This is a genomic window from Candidatus Magnetominusculus xianensis, assembly GCA_001541255.1.
Taxonomy (GTDB): domain Bacteria; phylum Nitrospirota; class Thermodesulfovibrionia; order Thermodesulfovibrionales; family Magnetobacteriaceae; genus Magnetominusculus; species Magnetominusculus xianensis.
The window spans coordinates 1-12,786 of record LNQR01000134.1 but is presented as its reverse complement, the minus strand read 5'-3'; the positions used below and the strand labels follow the sequence as shown (position 1 = coordinate 12,786).

Below are 12,786 nucleotides of genomic sequence, written 5' to 3'. Positions count from 1 at the left end.
GAATCAGATGGCTTCACATGAATTGGTCAGCGGCAATTTTGATTTTTGGGCTGCTGTGGTCATATTTGTTATTGCCTATGTACTGATTATCTCCGAGAAGGTTCATAAGACAGTTACGGCCATATTTGCGGCTTCACTTATGCTGATACTTAGGGTGTTGACGCAGCACGAGGCATTTCACATGGAGTCGCTGGGTGTGGACTGGAACGTCATATTTGTCCTTATCTCTATGATGATAATAATAAACATCATGAGACCAACGGGGGTGTTTGAGTACATTGCCATAAAGAGCGCCAGGCTTGGCAGGGGTGAGCCGGTGCGAATAATGATTATACTAACTGTCGTAACGGCAGTGTTGAGTGCCCTTTTGGATAACGTAACGACAGTACTTCTGATAGCCCCGGTAACGATACTGATTACTGATGCACTGGGCGTTGACCCCGTGCCATATCTCATTATGGAGGCAGCGGCATCAAACATAGGAGGAACTGCCACGCTTATCGGCGACCCGCCAAACATTATGATTGCATCAAAGGCACATCTCAGTTTTATGGATTTTATCATACACCTGACCCCTGTAGTAGTTATCATGATGGCCGTGCTGGTTTTATTAATAAAGATAGTCTTTAGCCGGAGGCTCCATACGACAGACGAACAAAGGCAGACAATCCTCGATATGAACGAGGACAAGGCCATAAAGGACCCTGTGATGCTGAGGAAATCTGTCTTTGTGCTGGCACTGGTGTTGGTTGGCTTCATTTTTCATGGGGTGCTTAAATATGAACCAGCAACGGTGGCGCTTTTCGGGGCGGGGCTGCTCATGCTGCTGTCAAATACCAAAAATCCGCACCATATCCTGGCTGAGATAGAGTGGCCTGTGATATTCTTTTTCATAGGATTATTTATCATCGTGGGCGGCGTAGTTAAGGTGGGCCTGATTAAAATGATGTCAACAGAAGCGCTTGCCCTAACTCATGGCAATATGTTTAAGACAAGTATGATAGTGCTGTGGTTTTCGGCGGTTGCCTCGGCGATAGTCGATAATATACCGTACACAGCCGCAATGAACCCGCTCATAGTTAATATGGCTGAACAATTGTGGCCCGGGTTGCACGGGATTGAACTCTTACACCACAAGGAACTGATGCCGGTATGGTGGTCACTTGCGCTTGGGGCATGTCTTGGCGGCAACGGTAGTGCTATCGGGGCATCGGCTAATGTCATCGTCTTAGGGATGGCAGAGCGCGCGGGGAGAAAGATTACGTTTTTCAGATTTTTTATCTACGGCTTTCCCATTATGCTCTTAACCGTGCTGATTTCTAACCTGTATATCTGGCTCAGGTACTATGTCCTGTGAGGAGATAAGAAAATGACAAAAAACAGATTAAAAGACGAGAAAAGCCCGTATCTGCTTCAACACGCCGATAACCCGGTCAACTGGTATGCGTGGTCAGATGAGGCATTTAATGCGGCAACGGCTGAGGACAAACCCATATTCCTCTCGATAGGCTATTCAACCTGCCACTGGTGCCATGTGATGAAACGTGAGTCCTTCGAGGACACTGAGGTTGCCGCCCTGATGAACGATACGTTTATTTCCATAAAACTGGACAGAGAAGAACGTCCAGATATAGACAATATTTATATGACAGCCTGCCAGATGATGACTGGAGGCGGCGGCTGGCCCCTTACAATTATCATGTTCCCCGATGGCAGGCCGTTTTTTGCCGCTACATATATCCCTAAACAAAACAGAGGCTCTATGGCAGGGATGATGTTTCTTGTCCCACGTGTGAAGCAGGCATGGCGGCATGAGCGTGATGAACTTATTCGCACGGCAGACTATGTTACGGCACTAATGCGTGAAAACGCCCTCAAATCCACAACCAGTGTGCAGCCGATTACTAAGATTACAGAGATTATGCAAATAACCTATCGTGCCGTTGCATCTTCATTCGATAACATTAATGGCGGGTTTGGCAGCGCCCCAAAGTTCCCTGTGGCGCATAATATCCTGTTTCTCCTGAGATATTATCAGAACACAGGAGAAGCCGCCGCACTTAAAATGGCAGAGAAGACCCTCCATGCAATGCGTATGGGCGGGATATACGACCAACTGGGATATGGCTTTCACCGCTACAGTACAGATGCCTCATGGCATGTGCCGCATTTTGAGAAAATGCTCTATGACCAGGCGCTTCTTCTTATGGCCTACACCGGGGCATACACCGTGACGGCAGATGAGTTTTATAAGCGGACGGCGTATGAGATTACTGCATATGTGCTGAGGGATATGCTGGGCGCTGAGGGTGGTTTTTACAGCGCCGAAGACGCAGAGAGCGAGGGCGTTGAAGGAAAGTTTTATTTCTGGACATACGAACAACTCAGGGCAACCCTCAGCCCTGAAGAGACAGCGGCTGTCATTGAAGTATTCGGCGTCACAGAAAATCCACAATCGGGCGGTATAAATAACATTCTTCACATGGTGAAGGCCGAAAGCCAGCTTAACCTTGAGAGGCGTACCCTTATTAACACTGCAAGAGAAAAACTCTTCAAAGCGCGGCAAACGAGAATCCCCCCACATAAAGACGACAAGATACTGACAGACCTCAACGGCCTCATGGCGGCAGCCCTTGCCATAGCAGGCAGGGCATTTAATGACAACAGCCTGATTTCTGCCGCTTCCGCCGCAGTCGGATTTATAGAACGCACTATGGCAGCCGAACCGGGCGGCCTTATGCACCGCTACAGAGACGGCCAAAGCGCCATCAGTGGTATGATCAACGACTATGCCTCTGTCATATGGGCATTGGTTGAACTGTATGAGGCAACTTCTGACAACGCCTGTCTGGTCTCAGCTAAAAAGTACATGGACTATCTCATTGAACACTTCTGGGATTTCGAGGGTGGCGGTTTTTTCTTTACAGACAAGGCATCGGAAACTCTAATAGTACGCCAGAAGGAATTTTACGACGGGGCTGTCCCCTCAGGGAATTCAATCGCACTTTACAATATGCTGAGGCTTTCTAAAATTCTTGGAGACCAACAACTTGATAAAATGTCACACGAGCTGATAGCTGCGGCAAGTGCAGTGTTTCACCCTCTTTATCAGGGACACATCCTAATTATGGCTTAAAGGGATGTGTCCTTGTTATTTTACTATAGACTTCTCGTCAAAAATCCCCTCAATTCATCCACCGAACCGGCCTTCTTGATAAGATTTTTGAACTCCTCTAATTTATCCACAGTAGGGATAGCACGAACCATATTCATCAACTCAAGTCCTGCTGAAGCATATTTGAGTTCAAGCATACCCTCTATGCCCTCAAGTAAGCCTTCCCTTCTGCCTTCAAATAAGCCTTTTCGTTCTCCTTCAAGTAAACCTCTGCGTTCCCCCTCAAGCAATCCCTCTTCTTTCCCTTCCTGATAAATATCGCTATTTTTCACATCAATCGTTATAGGCATTTTATTTACCTCCATTTTAACCTTTGGGTATAATTTCCTCAAATCAGAAAGATATAACAATTTTCTGATATAGCCTTCTCTTTCTTTCAGTGGCAATACGGTCAGTTTATCAAGGATTTTTCTTATGGTCACATCCACATCCTCGGTCTTACACAGAATTGCTAAAACCATATCTTCGGGAATATCACTTTCAAGGAGTTGGCGGCAATCTATTTCCCTTATATCAATCAATTTATAGGAGTATTTGACGCCTTCGCCTTCCATGTGATTTTTCATATTCATAGGTTCATTACCAACATAAAGCACAATCTGTGTAGGTAATCTTTTGTATTGCTTTAAAATCAATCCTATATACATCAACATACGCTCCAACATATCTTTAACATTTGTTGATTGAATTTCAATATGGATTAACTTTCCATCCGCCACTTCAAGTACCACATCCGCTTCTCTTAATTGGATATCAGGGAATTGTACATCAATAAACTTGCCGGTTTCATATCCGGTAATGAGTTTGAGGAAGACTTTAGGTACATCTTTAAAAAGGGCCTTTAACGTAATGTCATATTTTTGATACATACTCCCTCGTTTTTTCCTCAGGTTTCTATAACTGCCTTTCTGCCAACATAAGAGTACCCGTGATGTATTTTAGCATAATCAGTGTCTTGGTGGTGAATTTTTTCTCATTGAACACTTCTGGGATTTCGAGGGCGGCGGTTTTTTCTTTACAGACAAGGCACTTGATAAAATGTCACACGAGCTGATAGCTGCTGGAAAAGCAGTGTTTCAGGCTGGGGCACATACGTTTTTTGCATTAGCGGCTGACCTTGCCCGGCTAAACTGAAACTGAGAGAATTACCCTGACTGTTGTGCCTGCGCCTTCAGCGCTTTCAATCTCAAGCCTGCCGTTGTGGTTGTTGATGATGCCATAACTTATGGACAGACCCAAGCCGGTTCCCTTGCCGACTTCTTTTGTCGTAAAAAACGGCTCAAGCACCTTTTCCTTTAAAGCAGGAGACATCCCTACCCCGTTATCGTTTACCGCTACGATAACTGCTTTGGCATCATTGCAGACAGTGACCTTCAGGCGCTTACTGTAATCAGATGAGGGCGTTGCGCTCATCTGCTGGCGGGACTTATCGTTCATCGCGTCTCTTGCATTAGTGATGAGGTTTATCCACACCTGCTCCAGTTGAAAGGGTTCACCTGTGACATTGGGAAGGGAAGAGGAAAAGTCTTTAATAACCTCTATCTCATGCAGTCTGAGCTGTTCGTCCAAAAGGCTGAACGCAGAATTCACTGTATCGACGACATCTACTTCCGTGAATTTCAGCATGTCCTGTCTTGCAAATGTCCTTATGTGCTGTATGATTTTCGACATCCTTTTTACTGATGTCTCTATGTCGTTAAGTCCGGATTCTATCTCTTTCTGGGTTAATCTGTCCCTTTCAAGGAGTTTGCGAAAACTCTTGGCAACAAGCGCTATACCACCCAGCGGCTGGTTCATCTCATGGGCAATACCGGCAGACATCTCCCCAAGCGTGGTAAGTTTTGACGTATGAAAGAGCTGCACCTGAATATTATCCAGCTCTGCTTTGCGCTCCTTTGTCCTTCTGTCAAGTTCTTCGTTCATCTTCGATATAATAGCGGAGGATATTTTTAGTTCTCTGTTTCTGTACAATCGGGTTCTATTGAGATTTATCCTTTCTATCGCCTTCTTTACAGAAAAAAGCAGCTCATCGAGATTAACCGGCTTGGTTATATAATCAGCCGCCCCGGCGCGAAGCGCCCTGACAGCGTATTCATTGTCTTTCATGCCGGTCAGGATGATACACTCGATATCCTTATAGAAGCTCTTTGCACTGTTTAGTACTTCTATGCCATTCATGTCGCTCATATTTATATCTGTAATGACAACATCTATTTTATTCAGCTCAATAATCTCTAACCCTGTTAATCCAGAGGTGGCGGTGAATACTTCAAAGTCCTCTTTCCTAAAGAAGGCAGCCAGCCTTTTTACAACCAGCTCGTCATCGTCAATTATCAATATGGAGTTCTTGCTGGTAAGCAGGTCATTGTCAGAGAGTTTCTCCTGCGCCCTGCCCAGGGCCGCGCTAAGTTCATCCATATTAAAGGGTTTTTCTATGTAGTCAATTGCGCCGCACCTCAGTGATTCAATGGCTAAGTCGCTGTTTCCATGACCGGTCATTATTATTAGTTCACATTTCGGATTGATTTCCTTTAATTTTCTGAGCAGTTCTATCCCATTGAGGTCGGGAAGGTTTATGTCTATAAGGACAATACTTATATCCGCGTTGCTCATCATTGCCTCAACAGAAGACTTACCGTCTTGTGCCGTTACGACATCATAGAACCCTCTGGATAAGTCCTTCTCTAACTGTTCCCTGATTATCCTGTCGTCATCAACGATTAGTACAGCCGTCGCACTCATAGTGACCTTTCACCGCGAATGGCAACAAGGACATAGCTCTCCCTCGCGTCCCCAACAACAGTTATCAGGGTAAGGGTAAGGGATGAGAAGTCCCCGGTTTTTATTGTCTCTATGCTCCCTGGCTCATCATAAAGCTTGTTCATAGTCTCTTCAAGCTGCTGCAAGGTTAGTTCTTTAATGCCCATTTTTTTCATACTCTCTATCATGGAGGCGTCTAACTTATCTGTACGGCTGCCTATTATAGACATGAGAGATTTGTTGACATAAACTATATTAAAATCCCTCCTCATCACAAAGATTGACGTAGGGATAGCATCCAACAGCCTTTGGGCAAAGTCAGTCGCCTGTTTTACTACAGAATTATGAAGATTGATTATGAGTTCCTGTTCAGCGGTTACCTGCGCGATTACCTGCCTGGCAAGCTCAAGCTCACGATTTCGGTATTTTAAGGCCCTGTCAAGCCGCAGTTTCTCCAGCGCCTTTTCTACTGATAGTATCAACTGGTCAATGTCAACGGGTTTCTTTATAAAATTTATCGCCCCGTCGCGCAGTGCCTGTATAGCGCTTTCCTCATCACCGTATCCCGTAAAGACTATCGCCTCGAAGTCACCGCTCATCTTCCTCATTTGATGCAGGGCCTGAAGTCCTGTCATTATTGGCATTGTAATGTCTGTTATGACGATATCGATTTTTGCAAGCCCGAATGTCTTCACCGCGTCTTCACCATTTTCGGCCTCTATAACCATCCAGTTTTCCTTTGCCATAACCCTCGCAAGGCGCTTGCGCGGCAGTTCCTCATCGTCAACAAGGAGTATGACCGGTTGAACAAAGTTATCCCCGCGCGCTACAACCCTTTCCCTTGCCCTTCCAAGAGACGAACTGAGGGCGTCAAGGTCTATCGGTTTTTTTAAATAGTCAAGGACACCCTCACGAAGCGCCATTACCGCTGTATCTGTCTCTCCAAAACCGGTAAAGAGGATTACATCGGTATCCGGCGATAAACGTTTTACTGTATTGATGACTTCCATCCCGTCCATGTCCGGCATCTTCAGGTCTGTCAGGACTATATCAGGCTTTTCTACGCGAAATAACTCGATGCCGACACGACCATTTTCTGCCTGTATTACGTCAAACCTGTCCTTTTGAATAAACTTCGCTAGCTGCTTTCTGGTCGTCTCATCGTCTTCTACTAACAATACCTTATGTAATATCATGTCTATCTCCCCCCAAATATCTTAGGTTTGTTTATCGGCTGTTGGCAGTGTTATCCTAAAAACAGAACCCTTTCCAACTGTGCTTTCCACTGATATTGTACCGTTGTGTTCTTCTATTATCTTTTTTGATACCGAAAGGCCAAGTCCCGTACCCTTTCCCGGTTCGTTTGTAGTAAAAAATGGCTGAAATATCTTGTCTTTAACCGCATCCTCGATACCAGCGCCTGTGTCTTCTACTAATATATCAATGCTGGAGTCTCCTGCCGGATATGTGCTTATTATCAGGCGTTTGTCAGTCTTCTTATCATCTCTCATGGCATTTCTGGCGTTAGTTATCATGTTAATAAGCACCTGCTCCAGCCTTATAACATCGCCCTTAACCCGTGGCAGCCCGGGTGCCAGAGTCTTTGTTATCTTGATTCCAATGTTTCTCAACTGCTGGTCTAACAGTTTAAACGGCTCTTCGACTACTGTGTTTATATCAAGAAGTTCGGTGTTCATGGCCTCTGACCGCCGCGTGAATACCCTCATGTGGTCAATAATTGCCGCCATTTTATCGACCTGTTTCACTATGTCTGTAAGATCTTCATTGAGTTCATCAGGGTTATGCCGGCCTTTTTGTATATCCTTTAATACCGATTGGCAGACTATCTTTATGCCGTTGAGGGGTTGGTTCAGCTCATGGGCAACACCGGCGGTAAGCTCACCTAATGCCGCGAGTTTCGCCGACTGGATAAGCTGTGCCGTGGCATCCTTTAATTCCTGATTGATTCTCTCCAGCTCTGTTGCCCGCGACTCAAGCAGCGATTTAGATTCTACGATCTCATTAAACAGGCCGTGAAATCTCTGCTCTAAAACCATGAGTTGATCGCCCATGAGCGATGTGGGAGGCTCTATCCCCAGACGCTCTTTTGAGACAGTTGATACATAGCTGTCAAGCATTTTGATACGCGTAGTGATATAGACCATCACCACGATGAAGGCTATGATGAGGGCAGCGCCGCTGATGATATTAAAACGTGTGCTGCTGGACTCTACCTTTTCTCTAAGTACACTTATGTCGCTTAGGGGTATCAGAGTGGCAAGCATCAGATAAAGTTCGTTCTCACCATAATCTAAAAAGGACTTGCCTCCGAATACGAAATTAATATTCAGGTCTTCCAGTTTCTTCTCGTTTTTTAGCAGTTCCGGTCTATTGATAGCTAAGATAGTATGGTCTTTCGAGCCTGCCAGTATCACGGTTCTCTTGGTCGTCATAGGCCCCATCACTTTTGCAAGAAAGTCATTGTTGAGGGAATGGGCAATTACAATGACGGCGGTCTTATTTCCTGCGTCATCATATATTTCCTTAGAGGCAAGGACATAGTTTACGCCATCACGGCTGCACATGAAGGATTGGTTTGGAGACAGATGCAGCTGCGCCAAAACATTAAACACGCCAGGTATGGAATTGTCTGTTTCATTGTATACCTCTCTGAGTCTTCCTTTCGCATCATAGAGTAATATGTATTCAACTCCAACGTAATACTTGAGAATAGATGACCGTGGCAGCCACAGCGGGATGTCTTGCTCTTCATAGATTTTTACCGGGATTTTTACCGGAGGCTGCTCTGGGTTAGGCTCTCCCCATTCCGCATTTTTCACATAGGAGATTAAGGAGTTATTATTTGCCAGAGCCCCTGCGGTGCGCTGGAAATTCAGGAAATAATCGTCGAATAGCTGCCTGTTTTCAGTGCTCTGTTCGTCTAATCTTTCCTTGAGCTGTGCATTAAACTGTTCTTCTATCATCTTTCCATGAAGGTGATTTATCACAACGCCAAGTACTACAGCTAAAACAAACATAATCGCAGCTATCTTCAGCGTAAGCGAGATATTGCCAAAAATACTTGTACGTTTAGCTAATTGGCTCATCTGTTATTTTCACCTTTCACGCCGTGCCTTCTGTCTTTAACTTCTTAAAGCCTATCTTATAGACAGTACCAGATGTAGTGTCTATGTTGATAGTGCCCTTGAGTTTTCTTGTTACCAGGTCATGCACTAAGCGCATCCCAAGCGACTTTGCTTTGGTTAAGTCAAAATCATCTGGGATTCCGGCGCCGTTGTCACCGACTATCAGGACGTAATTATCGTCTTCGCCTTTGTGAAAACCTATAATTATCTCGCCTGCCTCACCGTCAGGTTTGCTGCGAAAGGCATATTTCATCGAATTGGAGACTATCTCATTTATAATCAGCCCACATGGGATTGCTATATCCAGAGTGACTGTCCTGACGTCTATATCCAGCTTTAGTGTGGGCGCTGCCGAACTAAGTTCATATGAATTGATAAGTTCGGTCGTAAGCTCACGAACATAGTCGTCAAAATCCAGGGCTGATAAATCAGCCGACTGGTAGAGCTTCGTATGAATAGAGGCCATCGCCTTTATCCTGTTATAGCTGTCTCTGAAGATATTCAGCATGTTCGTGTCGGTTATATTTTCCGACTGGAGGCTCAGGAGGCTGGTGATTACCTGAAAATTATTTTTTACCCTGTGGTGAATCTCCCGCAGGAGGGTTTCCTTGTATTCGGCAGATTTGCGCCATTCGTTCATCTTGTGTTTATAGATGGCCATCTTTATCATTATATGTATCTCTTTGTCTGTAGAGGGTTTTACTATGTAGCCATAGGGTTCGGTCAACTTTGCGCGCTCAAGCAGGGCCTCATCAGCGTAGGCAGTCATGAATATTATGGGTATATCAAATCGTTTCGATATTTCGGCGGCGGTATCTATTCCATCCATCGCGCCCTGAATCGCTATATCCATCAATATGACGTCGGGCTTGTCCGCCTCGGCCTTCGTTATAGCCTGTTCGGATGACGGCACTACAGCGCTGACGGTATAGCCCAGTTTCTCGAGCTTCCGCTTTAAGTTTATCGCGATTATCCCCTCGTCCTCTACTACCTGAACCATTTGAACTTTTATATTATCCATAGCTCCCTTTTACAGAACATATTGTCATATGCGTTTCTTATATTCCAATTCCTTAAATGACAGTTTAAACTCTGTTCCCTCGTTCACTGTTATTTCAATCTTCCCGCCAAGCTGATACTCTCCTAATGTCTTAATCAGCCTTAAGCCAAGAGAGGAGGATTCGTCTATGTTGAAGTCTTCAGAGATACCCTTTCCATTATCCCTGACAACCAGTTCATATGATTTCTTCCCAATGTCTTTCATGGAGATATTAAGCCTTCCAGATTTAGTTTCTTTAAAGGCGTGCTTAAGGGAATTTGTGATAAGCTCGTTTATTATCAGGCAGCACGGCATAGCAGTGTCCATCCCGATGTAAATATCGTCGTCAATATCTATGACAACAGACACCGCATCAGGGTCAACGCTGTATGAATTAAGAATGTCTGTAACAAGGTCGGTTGTATAGTTGCTGAAATTAATCTGTGAGAGGTTATCGTTTTGGTATAACAGTTTATGGACAAGTGACATCGAGCGAATCCTGTTAATCATCTCAGTGTACATGTCAATGACTTGTTTGTCTGCTGTGCTTTCGATATTAAGTTCAATGAGGCTTGAGATTATCCCCATGTTGTTTTTGACTCTATGATGAATTTCCCGCAGAAAAAGTGTCTTTTCCTCAAGTGACGCTTTAATTTTCTCTTGGTTGAGTTTCCGCTGCGTAATATTCTTAAATATATGGATTGAGCCTTTGAAGCTGCCTTCTCTGTTAAAGATTGGGGAAACCGTAACCTCGAAATATGCGTTAAGGTCTTGATAAAAAATTTCTTTAATGCGTGATTCCCTGCTTTCACGGCTTGCTGCGCTAAGACATTTTGAAACATCTCCTTCGATGCAGCCAAAAAGCGCGTAACATGGCTTGTGGTTAAGGTCTTCCTCTGTAAGGCCAAATGTATCACTGAATGCCTTATTGGTCTTGATAATATTGAAGTCTTCGTCATGAATAGAAAGGCAGTCGCTTACACAGTTAAATGTTATCTCCCATTCATCGACACTCCTCTGAAGTTCCCTGACGTATGAATCTATCTTCGCCTGCATCCCTTGTTTTTCTAATGCCTTATCGATTTCTATCTTAAGTTCATCGTATTCGATAGGTTTTTGGATGTAGCCGAAGGCGCCTTCTTTCATCGCCTCGATAGCCGTATCGACGCCTCCATGTCCGGTAATGAAGATGATTTCGGCGGTTTTTTTCTTCATTTTCACGCGTCTTAAGACCTCTATGCCGTCCATCTTAGGCATTTTAATATCGCTGACGATTACATCGGGGTCTTCAGCGTCAAAAACTTTAAGGGCTTCGACGCCGCACTCAGCAGTAAAGACATCATAATCATCAAGTACGAGGAGGTCCTTCAATCTGTCCCTGATGATTGCCTCATCGTCTATGACTAATATCTTAGCCATCTTGTAAACATGGGCTATTTCACCTCTGCATCGAGTTCCTTTACCGGTTTCTTAGGGGCGTCTTTTAGTACCTCGTTGAAGTTACCCTTAAGAACTTCAGCATCAGCGGGTTTTCCCATCTCTTTTTTGACGCGAAAGAGTACAATTCCACAATTCTGCTCGCCACCGGAAGGGAATGCGCTGCCGGGATTCGTAAAACTTGTATCCCTGGCAGATGTTGCATTACAGTCAGAATACCATGAGTACGCAGTTTGTATGGACAGCATCGTGGACAAGGTAAATAGACACAGCGATATGATAATAAGTTTTTTCATTTTGATACCTCCATATATTGATGATACACCATTACCAGGAAATAAGCAACCAGCAATGCCCAATTCCCCGACACTGTGAAATACCATGTACCCTTGATTCACCAATAAGGCACCTCGTTGTTACCCCTTGGACTGAAACGAACCACCGCTGCTCGCAACATATCCATCTGAACCACCTGCCACCAATAAAATTATCTTTTACAGACAGATTACAACTGCTTTGGGTAAGGGTTACTCAAAGACATTCTTGATATCAACTTGAAGTCCTTTTATGACTTTAGACGTAACTATGCCTTCAATTTCCGCAATGGAATGTAATTTATATCTATCATTTTCTATTGTTAAAATCTCGATAGTCAAAAACTCAGGTAAAACTATCCAATACTCAGGTACTTTATACTTCTCATATATTGCCTTTTTAACTTCCATATCCTTCTTGAATGTGCCAGAAGATACTATCTCACAAACCATATCGGGTACACCTCTTATCCAATCCTGTCCAATACTCATATTTTCTTTCCTGATAAATAGAATATCGGGTTGAAGACGGTTAACTCCTTCCTCAAAGATTATATCTAGAGGCGAATAATATACCTTCCCCAATCCATTTGTCTTTACGTGATGTCTTATAATTTCATTTAGGTTGCCGCTAATATCCTGATGCTTCATGAACGGACTTGGACCCATAACTTCCTCTCCATTAATGATTTCTGTTAAATCTAAATCTCTGGTTTGCATAGAAGTATTATATCATTGGAGAGATGGGTTTGTCGATGGTACAGTACCCCCTGAATCCACCATAATTTGGTGCTGCGGCATATTTTGATGGTGGATTTGGGGTACACCCTAAAACCGAAATAGAGATTGAAAAAAGGGTGAAAGCCCCCGTGCTTAAAGGGTAGCAGATGGTATAAAATATCACCTGCAAGGTCA

At 44.2% G+C, this 12,786-nt stretch carries 11 protein-coding genes; 2 read left to right on the top strand and 9 right to left on the bottom strand.

Going from position 1 to position 12,786, the window contains the following annotated elements:
* The first annotated feature begins 7 nt into the window (after nucleotides 1–7).
* Both ASN18_RS16465 and ASN18_RS16460 read left to right on the top strand, forming a co-directional pair.
* Nucleotides 8–1,357, top strand: a complete 1,350-nt coding sequence (locus tag ASN18_RS16465; protein ID WP_085053891.1) for an ArsB/NhaD family transporter — start codon at nucleotides 8–10, stop codon at nucleotides 1,355–1,357.
* A gap of 12 nt (nucleotides 1,358–1,369) precedes the next feature.
* Nucleotides 1,370–3,136 (top strand): thioredoxin domain-containing protein, encoded by a 1,767-nt coding sequence (locus tag ASN18_RS16460; RefSeq protein ID WP_085053878.1) that lies wholly within the window; start codon nucleotides 1,370–1,372, stop codon nucleotides 3,134–3,136.
* Between the two features lie 23 nt (nucleotides 3,137–3,159).
* Here the strand turns inward: ASN18_RS16460 and ASN18_RS16455 are convergent, their stop codons facing one another.
* The 9 genes from ASN18_RS16455 to ASN18_RS17675 all read right to left on the bottom strand — a co-directional run.
* Nucleotides 3,160–4,044 carry an RpnC/YadD family protein gene (locus ASN18_RS16455; protein ID WP_085053877.1) on the bottom strand — a complete coding sequence of 295 codons (885 nt, stop codon included), beginning with the start codon at nucleotides 4,042–4,044 and terminating at the stop codon, nucleotides 3,160–3,162.
* 256 nt (nucleotides 4,045–4,300) lie between these two features.
* The gene (locus ASN18_RS16450) at nucleotides 4,301–5,917 is read right to left on the bottom strand and encodes a hybrid sensor histidine kinase/response regulator (protein ID WP_085053876.1); all 1,617 of its coding nucleotides are present in this window, start codon (nucleotides 5,915–5,917) and stop codon (nucleotides 4,301–4,303) included.
* Nucleotides 5,914–7,131: a response regulator gene (locus ASN18_RS16445; protein ID WP_085053875.1), complete on the bottom strand. Its 1,218-nt coding sequence runs from the start codon at nucleotides 7,129–7,131 to the stop codon at nucleotides 5,914–5,916. Before ASN18_RS16445 ends, ASN18_RS16450 begins: the two co-directional genes overlap by 4 nt.
* 21 nt (nucleotides 7,132–7,152) lie before the next feature.
* A complete protein-coding gene (locus ASN18_RS16440; RefSeq protein WP_085053874.1) occupies nucleotides 7,153–9,042 on the bottom strand; it encodes a sensor histidine kinase in 1,890 nt (629 codons plus the stop codon).
* Between the two features lie 16 nt (nucleotides 9,043–9,058).
* Nucleotides 9,059–10,102 (bottom strand): histidine kinase dimerization/phosphoacceptor domain -containing protein, encoded by a 1,044-nt coding sequence (locus tag ASN18_RS16435; RefSeq protein WP_085053873.1) that lies wholly within the window; start codon nucleotides 10,100–10,102, stop codon nucleotides 9,059–9,061.
* A gap of 24 nt (nucleotides 10,103–10,126) precedes the next feature.
* Nucleotides 10,127–11,539 carry a sensor histidine kinase gene (locus tag ASN18_RS16430; protein WP_085053872.1) on the bottom strand — a complete coding sequence of 471 codons (1,413 nt, stop codon included), beginning with the start codon at nucleotides 11,537–11,539 and terminating at the stop codon, nucleotides 10,127–10,129.
* A gap of 14 nt (nucleotides 11,540–11,553) precedes the next feature.
* Nucleotides 11,554–11,853, bottom strand: a complete 300-nt coding sequence (locus tag ASN18_RS16425) for a hypothetical protein (RefSeq protein WP_085053871.1) — start codon at nucleotides 11,851–11,853, stop codon at nucleotides 11,554–11,556.
* Between the two features lie 231 nt (nucleotides 11,854–12,084).
* Entirely contained in the window at nucleotides 12,085–12,591 is a 507-nt protein-coding gene (locus ASN18_RS16420; RefSeq protein WP_085053870.1) for a Uma2 family endonuclease, read from the bottom strand.
* A gap of 7 nt (nucleotides 12,592–12,598) precedes the next feature.
* Nucleotides 12,599–12,786 (bottom strand): hypothetical protein (locus ASN18_RS17675; RefSeq protein WP_236861841.1); only part of this gene is annotated, 188 nt, incomplete at its 5' end.

Coding starts and splice junctions, on each gene's coding strand:
- ASN18_RS16465 (WP_085053891.1), top strand. CDS start 8: ATGGCTTCACATGAATTGGTCAGCGGCAATTTTGATTTTTGGGCTGCT.
- ASN18_RS16460 (WP_085053878.1), top strand. CDS start 1,370: ATGACAAAAAACAGATTAAAAGACGAGAAAAGCCCGTATCTGCTTCAA.
- ASN18_RS16455 (WP_085053877.1), bottom strand. CDS start 4,044: ATGTATCAAAAATATGACATTACGTTAAAGGCCCTTTTTAAAGATGTA.
- ASN18_RS16450 (WP_085053876.1), bottom strand. CDS start 5,917: ATGAGTGCGACGGCTGTACTAATCGTTGATGACGACAGGATAATCAGG.
- ASN18_RS16445 (WP_085053875.1), bottom strand. CDS start 7,131: ATGATATTACATAAGGTATTGTTAGTAGAAGACGATGAGACGACCAGA.
- ASN18_RS16440 (WP_085053874.1), bottom strand. CDS start 9,042: ATGAGCCAATTAGCTAAACGTACAAGTATTTTTGGCAATATCTCGCTT.
- ASN18_RS16435 (WP_085053873.1), bottom strand. CDS start 10,102: ATGGATAATATAAAAGTTCAAATGGTTCAGGTAGTAGAGGACGAGGGG.
- ASN18_RS16430 (WP_085053872.1), bottom strand. CDS start 11,539: ATGGCTAAGATATTAGTCATAGACGATGAGGCAATCATCAGGGACAGA.
- ASN18_RS16425 (WP_085053871.1), bottom strand. CDS start 11,853: ATGAAAAAACTTATTATCATATCGCTGTGTCTATTTACCTTGTCCACG.
- ASN18_RS16420 (WP_085053870.1), bottom strand. CDS start 12,591: ATGCAAACCAGAGATTTAGATTTAACAGAAATCATTAATGGAGAGGAA.